This window comes from Treponema putidum (assembly GCF_000755145.1).
Taxonomy (GTDB): domain Bacteria; phylum Spirochaetota; class Spirochaetia; order Treponematales; family Treponemataceae; genus Treponema_B; species Treponema_B putidum.
The window spans coordinates 2,505,529-2,525,996 of record NZ_CP009228.1 but is presented as its reverse complement, the minus strand read 5'-3'; the positions used below and the strand labels follow the sequence as shown (position 1 = coordinate 2,525,996).

Annotated in this window: 13 protein-coding genes, 1 tRNA gene and 3 pseudogenes; 11 read left to right on the top strand and 6 right to left on the bottom strand. The window is 38.1% G+C overall.

Annotated elements, in window-relative coordinates; genetic code table 11:
* The first annotated feature begins 40 nt into the window (after nucleotides 1-40).
* Together JO40_RS11630 and JO40_RS14870 are read left to right on the top strand one after the other, a co-directional pair.
* Nucleotides 41-2,770, top strand: coding sequence for a valine--tRNA ligase (locus tag JO40_RS11630; RefSeq protein WP_044979473.1), 2,730 nt, complete (start codon nucleotides 41-43; stop codon nucleotides 2,768-2,770).
* 50 nt (nucleotides 2,771-2,820) lie between these two features.
* A pseudogene (locus tag JO40_RS14870) lies at nucleotides 2,821-2,925 on the top strand (type II toxin-antitoxin system HicB family antitoxin); the annotation flags it as partial.
* Between the two features lie 24 nt (nucleotides 2,926-2,949).
* Here JO40_RS14870 and JO40_RS11625 read toward each other — a convergent pair.
* The 4 genes from JO40_RS11625 to JO40_RS11610 form a co-directional block, all read right to left on the bottom strand.
* A complete protein-coding gene (locus JO40_RS11625) occupies nucleotides 2,950-3,543 on the bottom strand; it encodes a YqiA/YcfP family alpha/beta fold hydrolase (RefSeq protein WP_044979472.1) in 594 nt (197 codons plus the stop codon).
* A 348-nt stretch (nucleotides 3,544-3,891) separates the two neighbouring features.
* A tRNA-Val gene (locus JO40_RS11620) sits at nucleotides 3,892-3,965 on the bottom strand.
* 69 nt (nucleotides 3,966-4,034) lie between these two features.
* Nucleotides 4,035-5,537, bottom strand: coding sequence for a peptide ABC transporter substrate-binding protein (locus JO40_RS11615; protein WP_044979824.1), 1,503 nt, complete (start codon nucleotides 5,535-5,537; stop codon nucleotides 4,035-4,037).
* A gap of 175 nt (nucleotides 5,538-5,712) precedes the next feature.
* Nucleotides 5,713-7,116, bottom strand: a complete 1,404-nt coding sequence (locus JO40_RS11610) for a TP0584 family protein (protein ID WP_044979471.1) — start codon at nucleotides 7,114-7,116, stop codon at nucleotides 5,713-5,715.
* A 110-nt stretch (nucleotides 7,117-7,226) separates the two neighbouring features.
* Between JO40_RS11610 and JO40_RS11605 the strand changes: the two genes are divergently transcribed.
* The 5 genes and pseudogenes from JO40_RS11605 to JO40_RS11585 all read left to right on the top strand — a co-directional run bounded on the left by JO40_RS11605 (nucleotide 7,227) and on the right by JO40_RS11585 (nucleotide 13,353).
* Nucleotides 7,227-7,856 (top strand): hypothetical protein, encoded by a 630-nt coding sequence (locus JO40_RS11605; protein ID WP_044979470.1) that lies wholly within the window; start codon nucleotides 7,227-7,229, stop codon nucleotides 7,854-7,856.
* A 12-nt stretch (nucleotides 7,857-7,868) separates the two neighbouring features.
* A complete protein-coding gene (gene miaA / locus JO40_RS11600; protein ID WP_044979469.1) occupies nucleotides 7,869-8,765 on the top strand; it encodes a tRNA (adenosine(37)-N6)-dimethylallyltransferase MiaA in 897 nt (298 codons plus the stop codon).
* A 175-nt stretch (nucleotides 8,766-8,940) separates the two neighbouring features.
* Nucleotides 8,941-9,759, top strand: coding sequence for a glutamate racemase (gene murI, locus JO40_RS11595; protein WP_044979468.1), 819 nt, complete (start codon nucleotides 8,941-8,943; stop codon nucleotides 9,757-9,759).
* Nucleotides 9,760-9,777: 18 nt separating this feature from the next.
* Entirely contained in the window at nucleotides 9,778-10,725 is a 948-nt protein-coding gene (rsgA, locus tag JO40_RS11590) for a ribosome small subunit-dependent GTPase A (RefSeq protein WP_044979467.1), read from the top strand.
* Nucleotides 10,726-10,900: 175 nt separating this feature from the next.
* Nucleotides 10,901-13,353: pseudogene (locus tag JO40_RS11585) on the top strand (endonuclease MutS2).
* A 31-nt stretch (nucleotides 13,354-13,384) separates the two neighbouring features.
* Here JO40_RS11585 and JO40_RS11580 read toward each other — a convergent pair.
* Nucleotides 13,385-14,585, bottom strand: a pseudogene (locus tag JO40_RS11580) (transglutaminase domain-containing protein).
* Between the two features lie 150 nt (nucleotides 14,586-14,735).
* Between JO40_RS11580 and JO40_RS11575 the strand changes: the two are divergent.
* From JO40_RS11575 to JO40_RS11560, 4 genes are all read left to right on the top strand, one after another.
* A complete protein-coding gene (locus JO40_RS11575; protein WP_044979466.1) occupies nucleotides 14,736-17,060 on the top strand; it encodes an alpha-galactosidase in 2,325 nt (774 codons plus the stop codon).
* 1 nt (nucleotide 17,061) lies between these two features.
* On the top strand, nucleotides 17,062-18,426 hold the full coding sequence (locus tag JO40_RS11570; protein WP_044979465.1) for a glycoside-pentoside-hexuronide (GPH):cation symporter: 1,365 nt from the start codon (nucleotides 17,062-17,064) through the stop codon (nucleotides 18,424-18,426).
* A gap of 62 nt (nucleotides 18,427-18,488) precedes the next feature.
* Nucleotides 18,489-18,755 carry a type II toxin-antitoxin system Phd/YefM family antitoxin gene (locus JO40_RS11565; RefSeq protein WP_002671306.1) on the top strand — a complete coding sequence of 89 codons (267 nt, stop codon included), beginning with the start codon at nucleotides 18,489-18,491 and terminating at the stop codon, nucleotides 18,753-18,755.
* Nucleotides 18,755-18,994, top strand: coding sequence for a type II toxin-antitoxin system RelE/ParE family toxin (locus JO40_RS11560; RefSeq protein ID WP_084224545.1), 240 nt, complete (start codon nucleotides 18,755-18,757; stop codon nucleotides 18,992-18,994). The genes JO40_RS11565 and JO40_RS11560 overlap by 1 nt, the downstream gene beginning before the upstream one ends.
* Here the strand turns inward: JO40_RS11560 and JO40_RS11555 are convergent.
* Nucleotides 18,978-20,426, bottom strand: a complete 1,449-nt coding sequence (locus JO40_RS11555) for a diguanylate cyclase domain-containing protein (RefSeq protein ID WP_044979464.1) — start codon at nucleotides 20,424-20,426, stop codon at nucleotides 18,978-18,980. The genes JO40_RS11560 and JO40_RS11555 overlap by 17 nt on opposite strands.
* Between the last annotated feature and the right edge of the window lie 42 nt (nucleotides 20,427-20,468).

The window sequence follows — 20,468 nt, the reverse complement described above, 5'->3', positions numbered from 1 at the left end:
TTAAAATTAAAGTAACCCTTTAAAACGATTGGAGAAAACAATGAGCGAAAAATTGCAGGCGATTGAATTGGAAAAATCTTATAATCCTAAAGAATTTGAAGAGCGTATTTATTCCTTTTGGGAAGCCAATAAGTGTTTTAGCCCGTTAAAAAAGAAAAACACTAAAAATACTTTTACGGTTGTCATCCCCCCGCCCAATGTTACGGGCGTTCTCCATGTAGGCCATGCCCTCGATGAAACCTTGCAGGATGTAATTGTCCGCTATCACCGCATGAAAGGGGACGAGACTCTTTGGATTCCCGGGACCGATCATGCAGGCATTGCTACCCAATCCGTTGTAGAAAAAAAATTAAAGGCCGAAGGCAAAAACCGCCACGATCTTGGGCGGGAAGCCTTTGTTGAAAAAGTTTGGGAAGTTAAAAATGAACATCATTCGATTATAACAAAGCAGCTCCGAAAAATGGGCGTTTCGGTTGATTGGGATAGGGAACGCTTTACCTTAGACGAAGGGCTTTCTCAGGCTGTAAGGGAGGTCTTTGTTTCTTTGTATGAACAGGGGCTAATCTATCAGGGAAACTACCTTGTAAACTGGTGCCCTTCATGCGGTACGGCAATTTCGGATGATGAGGTTGAACATGAAGACCAAAAAGGGGGAATGTACCATATCTATTATGAATTGGCAGACGGAACTGTTTTACAAAATGAAGCCGGCGAAAAGATAAATAAAATAGAGATTGCAACCACCCGCCCTGAAACCCTTTTGGGAGATACCGCTATCGCCGTTCATCCTGAAGACCCACGCTATGCATCCATCATAGGAAAGGAAGTAATTCTCCCTCTAGCAAATCGAAGGATTCCTGTAATTGCCGATTCCTATGTTGATAAAGAATTCGGAACTGGGGTTGTAAAGATAACTCCTGCCCATGACCCCAATGACTGGGAGGTAGGTAAGAGGCATAATCTTCCGGTTCTAAATATCTTAAACCCTGACGGAACCTTAAACGATGCCGTTCCCGAAAAATACCGGGGGCTTTCTACCGAAAAGGCCCGCAAGGCTGTTATAGAAGATTTGGAAGCCCTTGGACTTTTTAAAAATGAAGAAAAAATAAAGCATGCAGTAGGCTGCTGTTACCGCTGTCATACAAGTATAGAGCCTTACGTTTCAAAACAATGGTTTGTAAAAATGCAGCCCTTGGCTCAAAAAGCCTTAGATGCATGGAAAAAAGGCGATGTTGTTTTTTATCCTCAAAAATGGGAAAACACCTATGCTCACTGGATGAACAATATCCGCGATTGGTGTATTTCCCGTCAGCTTTGGTGGGGGCATCGTATTCCTGTTTGGTATTGTGCCGATTGCGGAAAAACTATTGTAAGCCGCACGGATATTACGGAATGTCCTCACTGTAAGTCAAAAAACATAAAGCAGGATGAGGACGTTTTGGACACTTGGTTTTCAAGCTGGCTTTGGCCTTTTTCAACCCTCGGCTGGCCCGAAAAGACCGAAGACCTTGCACGCTTTTTCCCGACATCGGCCCTTGTTACGGGACACGATATAATTTTCTTTTGGGTAGCAAGAATGATAATGGCCTCCTTGCAGTTTACGGGCAAGGCTCCTTTTAAAGATATTTTTATTCACGGTTTGGTTCGGGATAAACAAGGCCGCAAGATGAGTAAGAGCTTGGGAAACGGTATTGACCCTCTTGTAGCTATCGAAGAGTTTGGGGCTGATGCTATGAAGTTCACCCTTACCTTTATGTGCGGTTCTCAAAGTCAGGACTTTTTAATCGACATGGAAAGTTTTAAGCTCGGCTCAAAATTTGCAAACAAGGTTTGGAACGCTTCCCGATATATTTTAGGAAACCTTGCAGGCAGAACCATTGTGCCTGTCGGACGGGACGGCAGTCTAAACAGCTTAAAAGAACTTGACCGCTGGATTTATCATGAACTAAACGAGGCGGCTCAAACGGTTCGCTCAAGCCTCGATTCTTACCGTTATAATGAAGCCGCTCAAAAGGTTTACGAATTCTTTTGGAATAACTTTTGTGATTGGTATGTTGAGGGAACTAAACTTTCTTTTAAGTACGGGGACGAAAAAGAGAAGGATAGGGCGGCTTCGGTACTCCTTGCCGTCTTGGAAGAATCCTTACGCCTGCTTCATCCGTTTTTAGCCTTTGTTACCGAAGAGATTTATTCAAAGCTGCCCGACAATTGTGCTGAAGGTGCCTTGCCCCGTGCTAAAATTTTGATGACTTCCGATTACCCCGAAGAAAAAAAAGAACGCATAGATGAGGCAGCTTCTATCCGGTTTAGAACCTTGCAGGAAATTGTCCGCAACATTAGAGCCTTACGGGCCGAATGCGGTATTGACCCTCAGTTAAAGCTTAAGGTTTCTCTTTATATCGAGAAAAATTCTCCTGCGGAAGCTGCCCGTGAAAATTCCGAAATAATAGAAATGCTTTCAGGCCTTTCCGGTTTAAACTTTATCGATTCTCTTAAAGAAAAACCTGCCTCTTCAATCGGTGTAGTAGGAGCGGGCTTTGAGGCTTTTTTGATAACGGGAGATGCAATAGATATCGATCAATTAAAAAAGCGTTTTGAAAAAGAGCTTGAAAAAAATGAACAAAATGCTTCAAAGATAGACTCTAAGCTTAAAAACGAAAACTTCGTTAAAAACGCTCCTCCCGAAGTCATCGAAGGCGAAAAAGAAAAACACGCCGAATTTTTGCGCCGTATCGAAAAACTAAAGGGCTATTTGGAAGGGATGAAGTAGAAGACACTTAACTCTTTTTAACCGCAATGGGCGCAAAGAATTTTAATGGTGTTTATATATCCATTTGGTTAAATTACGAGGCCGAGAATGCCAATTTGAATTTCTCTCAAGAATTGCAAAATGCTCTTAACGCAAAACTGCAGTTTGGGGTGTAAAAGAAAATGTAATTTGGATTAGCCTTACAATAGTAATTCGCCTAAAATATCATCTTCCTTTAAAAAGCGTGATATATCGCTTTTGATTGAATTTAATGCAAAATCAAGAGCTTGGGCTAAATCTTCTTTTAAAGGTTTATGACCTCCATTGATATAGCAGCATCTTTGGCCGAAATTCTTTTTAAAAAGATCATAAAAAGAAAAAAGAGTATCTTCTTTTGCAAATATACCGTAAGAGGCAATGCAAACCTCACGATCAATATTACGAAAAGCTTCGTCTGTTAATCGGCGGAAAATTTTAATGAGTTCTTGGTCAACATCGTCTGTCAAGGTAGGGAGTATTTCTGCCGGAAGAAGACAGGGATTTATATAAATCTTCATCGGACCGTTAAGGGAGGCTAAAGTATAAAAACCTCCCATTGAATGCCCTATAATTAGAGAAACCTCCTGTTCCTTTATCAAAGAATTAACTTCTTGTAAAGTTTTTTCGGGATTGAGTATCTCGAGTGACGGAACAATAAGTTGGATACTGTTTTTTTCCAAGAGCGTTTTTACTGCTTGCCCTGTGCTCGAATTTTTCCCCGAATTAAGGCCATGGATAAAGAGAGCTTTTTGCATATCATCTTCCATATGAAATTAGTTTTGTTATAATAGCTAATTATAAAGTAAAACGGAAGCTATTGTAAATACCTCGTTATTGACGGGATTTGTGTATTGCTGAATAAATACTCGGTTCCTTCTAACGATTTAGTAATAAAAGTTTTATCTGCATGAATTGTTGTCAAGGTCTTTGGACAAGCATATAAAACGCGTAATAGCAAAATCAACATATCCCGACGCAAGCGTACGCTGCGCAACAACAGGGTATTAAACCATCCGCACGAATAAATACTAAGACTATTGCAACAAAACAATCGGCATATGTGAAACGAAAATTTTTCATTAATTTATTTTAAAAGGAAAGATTGGGCGCTGACGGGATCGAACCGCCGACATTCTGGGTGTAAACCAGACGCTCGTACCAGCTGAGCTAAGCGCCCAATAAAACAGATAATATTACAAATTACAAAAAATGTCAATACTGTTTTATAAAAATGTCAAAATTTTTTTTAAGAGGCCTGTTTGGGCTTATTATTTAATTTTACAAGCCCCGGCACGGGCTGGGGCTTGATGAATTTTATAAACTTAAAGGGGTGTATATCTATTGCATTCGAATACCAGCCTCCTATGGAGTAAATGTCTATAATATTTACACTCAGCCTATAGGATATCGGAATAATCACGCTCTCTCCCAGCAATAGCTCTTCTGCCTTGCTCAACATTTCATACCGTTTTTTAAAGTCTTTTTCGGAATGAGACTTAAGAATTATTCTTTCAAATTCCTGATTTTTCCAGTCCGAGTCATTGAGGCTGGAATTAGGCCGGAACATTTCCAAAAAGGCCAGAGGGTCTGCAAAGTCTCCTATCCATGTAATTGTTCCTAAATCAAAATCATTTGATTTTAGACTGTTATAGTAACTATTCAAAGAAACTGTTTTAACTTCGGTTTTTACCCCGATTTTTGACCATGAAGCCGATAAAATTTCGGCTAATTCTTGATAATATGTGTTTTCGGGTATTTTGATTACTATCTTTTTTTGTTCTTCGTCTAAATTAAGGCTATTTATGATTTCTTGGGCTTTTTGCAGATTATATTCGGTTATGCCCTGAATTTTGGGATAGCCGGCAAGGGGAAAAATCAAAGTTTCTGCCTTTATAGGATAGCCCTTGCGCAATTCCTCATAGGGGACGGCCAAAAGAAGGGCTTTCCTAAAATCTGCATCCTTAATATTCGGCGACGACGTTTTAAAGAAAAAATAATCCGTTGCAAAAAGAGGGTCTATATTTACACAACGCTGATCTCCTATTTTGGAAATCACATCACTTCTTGAAAGCCAATCAATCTTTCCTATATTGAATTTTTCGATGGCATCTTCTTTGCTTAAGTCAAGGAATAGGTTTATTTGGGGTATTTGAACATTATCCTTATCCCAATAGTTTTCATTTTTTACCAAAACAAGCTCTTTTTCGGAAAATTTCTTTATCTTATATGCCCCGCTTGATATGGGCTTAAAGCTGTCCTTTAACTTTTCGATTCTTTCGATATTGGAAAATTTTAAGGCAGCTTCAAGTTGAGATGTTTCAACTGCTGAAAATGCATGATGGCATAGAATATTGGGAAGATATTCAATTTCGGTATTTGTGGACACCAAAAGGACTCTTTCACTTTCGGCTTTTATTCCGACTTGATTTTTATTTTTTAATTTGCCGTTACGGTAATCGGAAGCTCCGTCTATGCAGTCTAAAAGTGAGGCATAGGGATGATTGCCGGCTGGGTTTAAAAGATTCAGCCATGAGTCGACAAAGGTTTGAGCCGTTATGGGCTTTCCGTTTTCAAATTTTGCACCCTCTCTGATTGTAAAACGCCATAACCTGCCGCCTGAAACACTGTATTTTTCGGCAAGTGCCGAAACGGGCTGCAATGTATAGGGGTCATATACAAAAAGGCCTTCACAAAGGGCTGTTAAGATTTGGGCTTCTCCTGCATCGTAGGCTGTATGAGGGTGAAGCATTGGTATTCCTGAGCTTATGGAAATATTAAGTTCCTTTTTTTGATCTTCTTGTGAAAAAAGGCAAAAGGACATTAAAATCAAAAATAATGCTGATAGTTTATTTTTCATATTGTCGGTATTATATTGCTTTTTTTATTATTATTCAATCGGACGCAACTTTAGTATCGACGCAATTTTAGATAACTCCAAGTTTTTTCATTTGGTTTACTTCGTCGCTGAGAGCTTGATATTCAGCCCTATATTGGTTGGCTTTTATAATCGAATTTGTAATTGTTGTAATTTCTATCTTAATTCCTCTTATTTTGCTTCTAAGTTCAGGCTTTACGTTTTTATAGAATTCGTCAAGACCTCCAAGTTGTTTTAAGATTTCATTGCTGTCACTTATGTATTTTGTAAGGCTTTTAAAGAGTAACTCATCCGGCATTGTTTTTATTTTTTGATTGACGGCTGAGTTCGGCATCAAAATACTTTGGAATAAGGATATTTTTTGAAGTACTTCTTTTTCAAAAACAGAATAGTTGATTGTTTGTTTTTTTGTATTTTGATTGATAGTATCTGTGATAATGATTGTTATGTGCTTTTCCGGAGGGTCCAGTTTTAAAATCTGTCTAAAAATTTGCGCTAATTTTTTAAATACCGTATTTTCGGCTTTGTATACCATTTCTTGATTGGATTTTATTTTTTCCAATGCAGCTTTTAAGTGAGGTGCGGAATTTGATAGAATTTTTAGGCCTGATATTAAAATAGGCCTATTATTAACTTTTTGAGGCGAAAAAGAGTCCTGTTTTTCTTTAATTTCGAGTTTGGATAAAATTTCCTGCTGTAAGATACTTGAATCTTCTCCGTAATCTTCCCTTATTATTTCGACTATGAGGTCCGTATAAAAGGGCTTTTTTTTCATTTTTATTGAAAATATCTTTTTAATTTCTCTTAAAATATTTGCCGGATTTGAACAATCCGCCTTGCTTACCTTTACTGAGGGCATAATTTCACGGCGCATCAAAAGTTTATATTCTTCCCGGTGAAAAAAGGAAAGACTTTTAAGCTGTGTGTTTATATATACTTCACTTTTTCCCATATGAGCTACCGAATCCCGCAATAGGCTGTTTGATAGCTGATCAGGCCCTTTAAAAAGGTTATTGATTATATCTGCAATTGCTCTTGTGTTTGTATGTGTTGATGTATTTGTAAAATCCGACCAGATAAAGGTACTGTTTAATTCAAGAAGGATGGAAATCCTTTTTGGAGTTAAAAAATCGGTATTAAACTGATAATAATTGTTTACAAAGTCCAGCATTGTTTCATAGTGTGCCAGGCGGGTGCCTATGACGCTTGCCTTTTCCGAGTCTGCAAAGTTTTCTTTGCTTGGAATTTCAACTTCAGTCATTTTACTGTCATATTTGTATGGATCGTCGTGAATTACTCGTTTTTTTAAAAGAGTGCTTCTAATCGCATGAAGAGCACTTATTTGAATATTGTAATTTTCCTGGACCTTGGGAAGAATTTTAGTATTGAATTCGTTTCTTTTTGTTTCAAGAACTACCGAAAGCTCCTCAACAAAGTTTTTTCTATTTTCCATATCATACTTATCGGCATTTTTTTTCTTTTTTTAAGTATATACTAAAAAATCTTAAATGCTGTTAATACAAAATACTTGATATATTGACATTTTTATGATAAAATATTCACATGAATTTTGTTTTTATTTTGATTTTGCCCTTAGTTTTTTTACTCTATGCCTTATTTTCAAAAGAACAGGGAGGCAAGTTTACTGCCTTTTTATTGGGCATACTAGGGGGAATAGTTTCGTTGATAATTGTTTCTTTTTTCCCCCTTTCAGATTTACAAATTTCCTCTTCGTTTGCCGCTCATTTATGGCGCTTTTTCTTTCAGTACTTTTTTTTACACGCCTTGTTCGGATTGATTTTTTTCTTTTTGGTTTCATTTTCTCTCTCTGAAGAAACTTTAAGCAATAGTTTCTCGGCTATTTTCGGTATTTTTAGCTCCGTTTTTGCTTATTTATTCTACAAAAATATCAACACTCCCGACTCAACCGAGCTTATATCTTTCCTTACAATAATAATAGGCTCAATCCTTATTTTTGATTTTGTATACTATATTTTATCCTCAAATTTGACTATTTCTATGGATTTTATAATTTATGCAATAGCATTTATTTCTTTTATTGTGTTTACTTTTTTGGGGTCATATAGTCTTGCCGCTTGGTATTTATCCGTATCTTCCACTATGTATATTTTTATTTCTTGCGGTGTGCTCTTATTGGGAGTATCTTTAAATATTGTCCGAAACAGGTTATAAACTTTTGATTTTATGTACCGTGATTTTTTGCCGTTAGCTGATAAACATAATTCCATAGTTGTGCTGGGAGCTACAGCTACGGGAAAAACCTCCTATGCCGTAGGCCTCGCAAAAGAGCTTGGCGGAGAGATTATTTCTGCGGACTCAAGGCAGGTTTATAAGGGGCTTGACCTAGGTACGGGGAAAGACTTAGACGAGTACGGCGATGTGCCCTATCACCTAATCGATATTTGCACCTTGGAAAGGGAATACAATGTTTTTGATTTTCAAAATGATGCTTACAAGGCCTTTGAAGATATAAAGAGGAGAAAAAAGTTTCCCATTTTTGCGGGAGGAACGGGGCTTTATCTTGATGCTCTTATAAGGGAATATGAACTCATTCCTGTTCCAAAAAATGAAGAACTGAGGGCTTCTTTGGCCGGTAAGGATTTGACGGAACTGCAAAAGGTCTTTTTTGAATACAAAGTTCCGATGCATAATAAGACCGACCTTGAAAATATGGATCGGCTTATGCGGGCTATTGAAATTGCGGAATATAAAAAGGCACATCCCGATGCTGCCGAAATCTTAAACGCAAACCGCCCCGATATCCGCCCCCTTATAATAGGCCTTAAATACCCGCGGGATATTTTAAGAGAAAGAATAAGGCTTAGACTCTTAGAGCGCATAAAAGACGGAATGATAGAAGAAACCGAGAGCCTTCACAAGGAGGGCTTTTCTTGGGAAAGGCTTGAAAGTTTGGGGCTTGAATATAAATTTACCGCCCAATATCTTCAAGGCAAAATAAAATCTAGGGAAGAGTACATTGATTCTCTTTACCGAGCCATTTGTCAGTTTGCGAAACGGCAGGAAACTTGGTTTCGCCGCATGGAAAAAAACGGGGTAAAAATAAACTGGATATTGAAGTAATTTTTATGGGAGGTGTGATAAACAGTTCGGCAGGAATTCAACCTCACTGTTTATCTATCGAGTTTGCCTTTCGGCAAACGTCGCGTTATTGTATGCAGTTTGTAAACAAACTGCGTGAAAAAACTTTTTTTGGAAGCTGAGGCTTCCTGCAAAAAGTTTTTATGGGAGAATTAGCTTGACTTTAAAACAAAATGTTCAATATGTTTTTATAGACTCAGGCATAGGGGGGCTGCCTTATTTAAGGCATTTAAAAGAATTGGAGCCTCAAAGTTCCTGTGCCTATGTCGCAGACACAAAACATTTTCCTTATGGAGAAAAAACACTCGAAGAGGTAATAGAATTTACCGAAGACCTTGTAAAAAAAATAATCGAAAAACTTAAACCCTCCGTTATAATAATAGCCTGTAATACGATGACGGTTTCGGCTCTTTCACATTTGCGTAAAAAATTCGAGATACCCTTTGTGGGCACCGTTCCTGCTATAAAGCCTGCGGCCTTAACAAGTAAAAATAAAAAAATTGCCGTCCTTGCAACCGAAAGAACGGTGAACGATATCTATGTGCAAAATCTTATTGAAGAATTCGGAGCCGATTGTAAATTTTTTATGCGTGCAGATTCCATTTTGGTTTCTAAAATAGAGAACACCTTATTGTCAGCCGGTGAGGAAGATAAGAAGGCTGCAATTCGTCCGGCGGTTGAATTTTTTAAATCGGCAGGAACAGATACTGCTATTCTAGGCTGTACTCATTTTCTCCACCTAAGGGATGAGTTTAAATCCGAGTGTGAGCCGGATATAAAGATTGTGGATTCTTTGGATGGGGTTGTAAATCAGGCCTTAAAATTATCTCCGCCTCAAAAACTAAAGGATGAAAACTCAAAGTTAAAAAATATTCAAAAAGATATTTTTTATATCACCTCGGAAAAAACTGAAAAAAATACAAAAAAATATTCCGCCTATGCGGAACTTTTTAATATGACTTTAGGTTACTTCTAAAAACTTGTTGGTTTAAAAATGAAAGGATTGGTTTTAAAAGGATCGAATAATATTTTTTATGTTGAATGTGAAGACGGAAAATTCAGGAACTGCTCCATTAAGGGGAAGGTCTTAAAAGATTCTGCCCTTTACTATAATCCTCTTGCAGCGGGAGACCTTGTAAACATTGAGCCCGATACTCACTCTGAGGATGAAGGCTTGGTAACGGGTTTGATAACAAGAAAAAATTCTTTTTTGCGTTTAAACCAAAAACTGAATATGCCTCAACTTTTAGCCGCAAATATTGACTTACTTGTTTGCGTTGCCTCTGCTGCAAACCCTCCCTTCCGCCCTCGCTTTGTGGACAGGGTTTTAGTGCAAGCCGAGATTCAAAAGATTCCGGTTTTAATTGTTATAAATAAGTGTGATTTAAAACTTTCGGCTGATGTAAGAGAGCGGGTTGAAGACTGGAAAAGATTGGACTATAAAACCCTTGAAGTATCGGCAAAGGAGGGTAGAGGAATGGATAGCTTAATTGAAAACCTTTCGGCTAAAACTTCTGCCCTCGTAGGACAGTCAGGAGTGGGTAAAAGCACTCTTTTAAATTTTATCGCACCCGGTTTAAATTTAAAAACTTCTGCAATTTCTGATAAGTATGACCGAGGTACCCACACGACAACACAAGGGGAGTATTTTAAAATAAAGGTTCTTACTTCAAAGGGTGAGGAACATTCGATAAACATAATTGATACACCTGGGGTGAGGCATTTTGCAATTTACGGCATTGAAGCTGAGGATACGGCCCTATACTTTCCCGAAATGGAAAAGCTTATAGGCTCATGTAAATTCGGCCTTTCCTGCACCCATAGCCATGAATCAGGCTGTGCCATTTTGGAAGCTCTTAAGAAAGGAGACATTCATAAGGACAGGTACACTAGTTTTGGGCTTATATATAAAGAATTACAAGAAACGGTAAGAAAGTATTAATAGGAGTTGGATAAACATTCCGGCTTGAAATACAAGCCTCCATGTTTATCTTCGAGTTTTGTGCAAAGCACAAAACATCGTGTTATTGTATGTAGTTTTGCATAAAGCAAAACTACTTGAAAAAACTTTTTTCGCAAATTAATATTTGCTGCAAAAAGTTTTTATTGGAGTAAATATGACAGAGCATACGCTGGAAGTTTTACAGTTTTCGAGGATAAGAGAAATTATTGCCTCCTATTGTGTAACTGATGAGGGAAAAGAATTTTGCTTAAAAAAGAATCCCGATACGGATATTAAAAAAATAGAAGAAGAAAAAAATTGGGGATTGATTTTTTAAGTCTTTTAAGGGCATATAAGGCTCCTCCAATAAAGTACAGGCCTCCCGTTCTTCCCTTTATTGAAGGCATAGAAGTTGAAGGTGCTGCTCTTGATATTGAAGGCGTTTATTCGGTCGGACTTTTAGCCTTGTCGGTTTCTTCTTTACATGAATGGCTAAGTCCCTTTTTAGAAAATGAAGAAATAAATGAAAACTCGATTGTTTCTTTTGTAAAAAAAATACCCGATATGCTCCATCTAAAAAAACTTGTATTTTCTTTTATAGACGAAAACGGAGAATTACAAGACCTTCCTTCTTTGAGGACAATAAAAAATAAGATACGCTCTATCGAGGACGATATAGATAAAACTATGCGGAATTATTTTACAAATGATTCAACCCGTCAAATGCTTCAATCCAATCTGCCTACGGTCAAAGACGGAAGACAGGTTATAGCCGTAAGGTCAAATTTTAAGGGAAGAATTCCGGGTATCATTCATGAGTATTCTCAATCGGGACAAACATTTTATCTTGAACCGGAAGAAATAGTTTTAAAGAATAATGACCTTATCGCCGCTCATGCCGAATATGAACGCGAGCTTTTAAGGCTTTTGCAAGACTTGACTTCTCAAATTGCAGAACATACCGAAAACATAAAAGAAGCATGTGAAGCAATCACAAAATTGGATTGTATTGCGGCCGCGGCTCGGTGGGCATATTCCAATAATTGTGTCTTTGCAGGCAGTATAGATTTAGGGGTAGGCCCTTCAATAGGCAGGGGCGGCAGCTCTGATTCAAAAGGAGCCCCTCTTTCTTTTTATCTTCATCAAGCCCGCCATCCTTTGCTTGGAAAATCGGCAGTTCCTATAGATTTAAAATTATCTAAAGATGATAGGGTTCTTATCATAACCGGCCCGAATACCGGAGGAAAAACCGTAAGCTTAAAAACGGCAGCTCTCTTTGCGCTGATAAACCAAACGGGCTGGCCCGTTCCTGCAGGCCCTTTGACCCGTCTTCCTTACTTTGATTTTATAGCCTGCGATATAGGCGATGAGCAGTCTATGGATCAATCCCTTTCTACCTTTTCGGCTCACATGAAAAATGTTTCCGAAATTATAAGGAGAGCAGGGGATAAAAGTCTTATAATTCTTGATGAGCTTGGAAGCGGCACGGATCCTCAAGAAGGCTGTGCAATAGCAATGGCAGTTCTTGATGACCTTTTAGAAAAAAAAGCCTTTGTCTTTGTTACAACCCATCATGGTGCCTTAAAAAATTACGGCTATAGTAAGGACTCTTGTGTAAATGCTTCGGTCGAATTTAACCAAAACACCTTGAGCCCCACCTATCGGATATTAATGGGTGTCCCCGGAGAAAGCCATGCCGTTGATATAGCCAAGCGGAACGGTCTTCCCGAAAATATAATCGACAAGGCCCGCTTTTATTTAGGGAACAATAGGGCTGACGTTTCAGATCTTATCAAGGGGCTTATTCAAAAGCATGAAGACCTAAACGAATTTGAACTTCAAAAAAAAGAAGAAGAATTAAAACTTAAAGAGGATAGGCGTCGTTCCGATTTAAAAGAGCTTCAGCTAAAACAAAAAGAATTGGAGCTAAAAAAAGACGGAATAAAAAGGCTCGATCTTTTTTTTGAAGAAAAAAGAAAATTTCTTGAAAACCTTGTTCGGGAGTTGAGAGAGGGAGAGCTGAGCCGTGAAAAAACTTTAAGCGTCAAAAAATGGATTGATGATTTTGAAAAAGATTTAAGCAAAGAACATGAGGCCATAAAACTTGAGCAAACAAAAATAGATGAAAGACTTCATACTTCAAAAGAAAATAAGGCTCCTCAAAATCTTAAGCTTCAAGAGGGGCTGAGGGTTATAATAAAAAGCCTCAACCGCAACGGAGAGCTTATCCGTGAAGAAAAAAAAGGAAAGTGGCTCGTTGCTATCGATAACTTAAAACTTACTATTGCCGAGGACGACATGGAGATTTGCGAAAATCAAGAAAAGCTTAAATTTTCCAAACCCATTGTCAGTCTTATAAGCGACACAAGTGCTCCTTCTTCCCGTCCTTCTTTTGAGCTTCGCCTCTTAGGAATGAGGGCTGAGGAAGCTCAAAAGGCCTTGCAGGATCAGATGGATCTTGCCTTGGTGCACGGTATCACCGAGTTTGCCGTAATTCACGGAAAGGGCCATGGAATTCTTCAAGAATTGTCTCACGAATTTTTAAAAAGAAGTCCCTATGTAAAGGCCTTCCGTTTTGCAAAGCCGGAAGAAGGAGGATCGGGAAAGACGATAGTAAGCCTCGGTTAAGTCCATTCTGCGGATAACGCTGCCGGCGCGGCTAATTTGATTCAAAATTTTCTATTACGTAAAAATCTACGGGGAACCAATTTTCAGGAGCTGCTATTTCATCAGCTATTTCTCCTATAGGTACATGGGCCGTAGTTTCACAGCCAAGGTAATCTCTGCCGTTATGAGTAAAACAGGTTCCGCTTCCCGGGCAGTCTACTGCGGCAATGGCATGGGACTTATTCGGAGAAACCAAAAGGACGGCATCTATGTTCATCTGTTTTAGCATTAGCACCATAAGAAGAGCCCTGCTGTCGCAGTCTCCTCTTTTTTCCGTAAGGGCCTGGGGCAGGTTTATAAAATCGCTTCCTTTTCTGTCTCTTTCATAGTTAAAATTTTGAACTAAAAAAAGCAGTTCCTTTGCCGCTTTTTCGGCAAATCCGTTTTGATTGTTTTCATCAAAGAGCGAAGTATATACGGCAAAGGAAGCGGGGGCTATTCGGCTCCATGCATCCCTAAAAATTACCTTGTAAAAACGCTGCCAAGCTGCGACTAAATTATCATGATTTAAATACATAGTCAAAACCGAAAATTCCCTGTCAATTACCGATTGGTTCGCTTCTGCATCGGATTCATCTATCGTAAAGGATATGTTTTTATTGTTAAAAGCATAATCGATAGTTTTTTCTTTTGTTTTAGGATAGAGGGCTGTTGTAACCGGCCCCGATTCAAAATAGGACATTGTATCCGTATAAACCGTGTCAAGGGAAGAGATCATGAGGTTTTCACACTCCTTTGCCTTATCCTTGTCGGTATAGGTAAGAAGCAGCAGCCATCCGGTTTTATTAGGCAGCTCAAGGCTTAAAACCCAGCCTGAAAGCTCTTTAGGTTTATATTTTTCTGAAGGCGAATATAAAAAAGATACCGATGATAAAAGAGCTTCCTTATTTCTCCAGATAAATGGAACGTCTTTATGAGTCATTTTTAGCTGTTTAAAAACATGCTCGGCAGCTTCTTTTATGGTATTAAATTGAGTCTTTTCATACAAGGCAATTTGTAAATCAACCGGCAGAATGGCATGCTGAAAAAGATATCTTTCATTTCCTTCTCTATCGGCTAAAACAAAATCCTCCGGCAGGTCGAGTGCATAGCCCCAATGAAGGGGAATACATTTGTTCCGCCGAAAGAGAAACACTTAAAAAAAAGAAACAACTTAAAAACAAAAAAAATAGTAAAACGTTTTTCTTCTTCATTTTTTTCCTCATATTACCTATAGGGAACCTCTAAAAACTTCAACTTTTTAGAGGTTTACCTTAGATTATAACTTATTTTTAATAATAATACTATAGTTTTAATACTGAATTTACTTTGCATATCCTTCAAAACTATGTTATACTGTGGTTATGATTCAATTTGAAAATGATATTTTTTATCTGGAAACAGAGAGTTCAAGCTATTGGTTCCGTATAAGTCCTTACGGTCACTTGGAAACCGTGCATTACGGTAAAAAGATGGAAAGAGGCGATATACAGGGGCTCATTGTAAAAAGAACGGCACAGACAGGTTCTTCCGTTTGCTATGATGAAAAAGATCCCCTCTATGTGCTTGATAATATCCCCTTGCAATGGTCGGGAAACGGCAGGGGGGATTACCGTTATTCTCCTTGCGAAATAAGAATGCCCGATTCTTCTTTTACGCACGATTTTGTTTATCAATACCATAAGATAGAAAAAGGCTCGAAACCTATGCAGTCTCTTCCTTCCGCCATTGACGGAAATGAAGATGCCGAAACCCTTATCATAAATTTAAAAGATATAAACGATGTTAGTCTTGATCTCTACTATACTGTATTTCCATCCTTTAATATTATAACAAGGCGTGCCGTTTTGACAAATAATAATGAGAATTCCTTGGAAATACGCCGCCTTATGAGCATGATGATCGATCTGCCTGACAGGGGCTTTGATATGCTCACCCTTGACGGAGGCTGGATTAAAGAAGCCCATCTTCATAAAAAAGAAATTTCCTATGGGATGTGGGTAAACGAGTCTACAACCGGAGCAAGCTCTAACCGCCACAATTCCGGTTTTCTTATTGCAGCCCATGGAATAGATGAAGATAGGGGAGAGGTTTACGGGTTTAACCTGATCTACAGCGGAAATCATTTCGGCTTTGTTCAAAAAAGCCATTTGGACTTAATCCGCATCGGTATCGGGATAAACCCTCATTGTTTTTCTTGGAACCTAAAAAAAGGAGAAAGCTTTGAAACGCCTGAGGCCGTTCTCTCTTTTTCGGATAGAGGCTTTAACGGGCTTCGTTCAAATATGCATAGCTTTATAAATAAGTGCATTGTAAGGGGAGAATGGAAAGAAAAAGAAAGACCGGTTTTAATAAACAATTGGGAAGCCGATTTTTTTAAGTTTAACCGCCGAAGCCTTTTACGCTCTGCCCGTAAGGCAAAAAAGTTAGGGCTTGAGCTTTTTGTGCTTGATGACGGCTGGTTCGGAGACCGGAATAACGATAGTGCAGGTCTCGGCGACTATCGGGTAAATACAAAAAAACTTCCCGGAGGAATTAAAAAACTTGCCGATAAGGTGCGTAAAATAGGGCTTGACTTCGGGCTTTGGTTTGAGCCTGAAATGGTAAACGAGGACAGCGATTTATTCCGCTCTCATCCAGACTGGGCATTAAAAGAGCCTTTTAGGGAGCCGGTCAGGGGGCGGCACCAGCTAGTGCTTGACCTTTGCCTTAAAGATGTGAGGGATTATATAGTTGAAAATGTCTCAAAAATTGTAGATGAGGCGGATGTCTCTTATGTAAAATGGGATATGAACCGTCACATATCGGCCGCCTTTTCTTCTTCCTTAAAAAATCAAGGAGAGTTTTATCACCGCTATATTCTAGGTCTTTATGAGGTCTTAACGCGGATTTTTTCTCCCCGTCCTCATATTCTGCTTGAAAGCTGTTCCTCAGGCGGCAACCGCTTTGATCTTGGAATGCTTTGCTTTTCTCCCCAGATATGGACATCGGACAATACCGATCCTGTGGAAAGACAAGAAATACAAGGCGCTTTAAGTCTCCTATATCCGCTTTCGACTATGGGTGCCCATGTTTCGGCCTCGCCTCATCAGCAGACCCTAAGGCAAACTCCTTTAAGCACCCGCTTTAATACTGCCTGTTTCGGGCTCTTAGGTTATGAATTGGATTTAAAATTTTTAACCCATGCAGAAAAAAAAGAAATAAAAGAGCAGATTTCTTTTTATAAAAAATACAGAAAAATTTTTCAGTTCGGCTCTTTTTCGGTTATAGGCACACATAAGGATAATCAAAGGCATTGGCAATGTTCTTACGGCAGGACTGCCGTCTCAGGCCTTTTTCAGATGAAAGCCCTGACTGCCGACGGGCACAGTATTTTAAAAGTTAAAGGAATGAAAGAAGATGCCTTATACGAGGTTGAAACAAAACCCCAAAGGCTCTATATAAAACGCTTTGGCGGTTTAATTAAGCATGTGCTTCCCATTTCTTTAAATCCTGAGGGGCTTGTTTTAAGAACAGTAAATAAGTATTATGCTCTTTTAGATTGTGTAGAAAAATATCGAGCCTCAGGCAAGCTCTTGGACTACGGTATTCTTTTAAATAATCAATTTATGGGCACTTATTATAATGATAAGACCCACCTTTGGGGAGATTTCGGCTCCTGTTTATTTGTAACAAAGGAGGTCATTTAAAATGAAACAAAACAGATGGACTTTCGGCCTTGGCACTATAGGCCGCGATATGGTTTACTCTTTGATAAGCATGTACCTTATTTTTTACATGACCGATGTAATTTATGTTCCGACAAATGTGTTGTGGAGTATTACGGTTATTGTTCTTGCAGCCCGCATCTTTGATGCCTGTAACGATCCGGTTATGGGCTTGATAGTCGATAATACCAAAACCAAATACGGAAAATTTAAGCCTTGGATAGCCTTCGGAGCCTTGACATCAGGGATTTTTACAATCCTTCTTTTTACGGATTTCGGGATTAAGGGAAGCGCCTATGCTGCCTTCTTCGGCATTATCTATCTTTTATGGGGTGTTGCCTTTACTACAAACGATATAAGTTACTGGTCAATGCTCCCTTCTTTAAGTGTAGACCAAAAGGAAAGAGAAAAAATAGGGGCGATTGCCCGTATTTGTGCAAATGTGGGTCTTTTCTTTGTTGTTGCAGGAATAGTGCCTATTACAACCGCTCTGGGCAATAAGACGGGCAGCCTTGCAAAGGGATATTTTTTCTTTGCAATTATGGTTACCGTAATTATGTGGCTCGGCCAAATTATAACCTTAGCCGGCGTAAAAGAGCCCAAAATAACAAAGCCTCAAAAGCATACATCCCTTAAAGAGCTCTTGAGCGTTATAATAAAAAACGACCAGCTCCTTTTGACCGCAATAGCCATGACTTTATTTATGATAGGCTATATGACGACGACCGGCTTCGGCCTTTACTTTTTTAAGTATGCCTACGGAGATGAAAACATGTATTCCGTCTTTGCGGTTATCCTAGGCCTTTCCCAAATTTCAGCCCTGATTATTTTTCCGGTTTTAAGTAAATTTTTTGTAAGGCAAAACATATATACGGCTTCGATAATAATGGTTTTGGCCGGTTATGCCCTTTTCTTTTTTGCTCCTACAAATACCATGCTTTTTATCGGTATTTCGGGAGTTCTTATTTTTGTGGGACAAGCCTTTATCCAGCTTATGATGCTCATGTTCCTAGCAGACTGCGTTGATTACGGTCATTGGAAACTGGGCAAACGGAATGACAGTATTTCTTTTTCGATTCAACCCTTTATCAATAAACTTTCAGGAGCTATCGGAAACGGCATCGTAAGCGCAGTGGTCATCCTTTCAGGAATCAAAGAAGCCTCATCCGCTGTTGAAGTTACCGAAGAAGGTCTTTTGATGATGAAGTCGGCTATGCTTATTTTCCCTCTTTTTTGTATAGTCGGCAGCTACATCCTCTACCGCCTCCGCTATAAAATCGATGAAAAAACCTATGCCGATATCTTAACGGAACTTGAAGAGCGGGGCGAGCTGGTAAAAAAGGAGTAAAGAAAGACACAATTCTTGAAATTTTATCATAATTATGATAAATTAAGTATGGGAGGTTTACTATGAATACAATACGGCCTGTTTCAGATTTGCGTAATAATTTTGCCGATATTTCAAAGATTGTACATCAAAGTCAACAACCGGTATTTTTAACAAAAAACGGATACGGAGATATGGTTGTAATGAGTATGGAAACTTTTGAAGATATGAAATTTGAAAGTGATATTTATTCTAAATTACAAGAAGCTGAAAAACAAGCTTCTTTGACAGGAAAACGTTTTTCATCAAAAGATGTATTTGAAGAAATTCAAAAGCTTATTAGTGAATAATGTATAAAATTGAATATCTACCGTCAGCTCTTGATGATTTAAAAGAAATTATAGGTTATATTGCTCACGCCTTACAAAATCAAAAAGCTGCTGAGAATTTACTGCATGAAATTATTAAGCAAGTTGATTTACTTAAAGATTTTCCTTATTCTGCCCCTTGTTACACACCCATAAAACCTCTAATACATGATATTTTCGGTTATAGGTATATGATTAAACTATTTAATTATCCGAAATAAATTCCCTATATTTTTCGGGATTGACCCTAAAGGCAACTATTGGGTCTTCATTATTTTTTATAGCCCTATTTACCGCCGCTTGGGCTTCTTCAATCATTCTTTCTGAAGAAATAAGTCGGGATGTTCTTGTTGTTATACCTATTGAAATCGGTTTTAATACATCATATTCCGTTAAAATGCTCTTGGTTCCCTTAAAGATCTCTTCGGCTTTTTTCATAGCTTCATCTAAGTTTGTGTCTTGAAGAATGGCTGCAAATCCGTTTTTATCAAATTCAAAAATCATATCTCTGAATTTGATAAAATCTATCAAAAGAGCTGCAATCTTTTTTCCAATCATGCTTTCAATGGTAAAATCATTAAGTTTTATAATAACTAAGGCTATATCTTGTTCCGATGAAGCGGCTCTTCGTAATTCAGATTCCAAATATTCAGGTAAATATTCTTGCCAGCTTATTCCCGTAATGGGGGAGTAAAGGCCTCTTACCTTGTTTATATCGGTATTTCCTGTATTCGGTGAAGAGCTTTCTTCGGTATTTTTTAGCTCAGTGTACTCTTCCGAATCGGAACTTACATAAGTAATATTTTTTTCTTCCTTATGTTTTGATTCATTTCCGGATTCATATGGAAATTGTTTTGTAATATTCAAATCATCTAAATCTTCAAGACCGTAGATGTATTCGTCTTTTTTCTCTAAATCATCTGCCTTGGTCTGAGTACTTAAATTGCTGTTTAAATTATCAAATTTTTCATCAGATATCGAATCGTCAATACTTGGATAAGTTTCTTCTTGAGGTTCGGCGTAATATTTATTTTCTGCATAATAAGTGCTTCCGTTTAAATTCTCCTCTTTTTTTAAATCTTTTTCTCTGATGTCTGCATATACCATTTCTTTCGCATTTGTAAGATTTGTAATGAGTATTACTATGACAGTTAAAATAGTTACGGCTAAAACGATAAAAAAAGCACTCCTAAGCCTTAAATAAATTACGGCAGGCTTTAAGGTAGGTATTGAAGCCGTTAAAATAAGTTCCGTATCATGGCTTTGCATTGTTTTGACATTAATTTTACCGCTATGGTTTATTACAAACATTGAGGCCGGCTTTATCATAAAATCACCTTTTTCATCATAGCTTATTAAGCTAGAGTCCTTCGGCCAAGAAAGGATTATATTCTTAGAAGGAGTTGAAATGATAAAAGCCTTGATTTCCAGCTCATCTGCAAGTGCATATAATTTCTGATTATACGAGCTTTGAGCAAAATTTTCCTTTTCCGACAAGATTATAATTTGTTTTGCAAAATAAGCAAATGTAGATCTGGCCTCTGCTGTTCCGGTATTCGAGTCTCTTACAATACCATATACAAACCATGAAAAGGTTCCCAATATAATTAACAACATTATTGCGGCATATATGCCAATATACATCTTTTTCATTGTCTTATAGTATACTCCAGAATTTGAGATAGTACAAGTTCT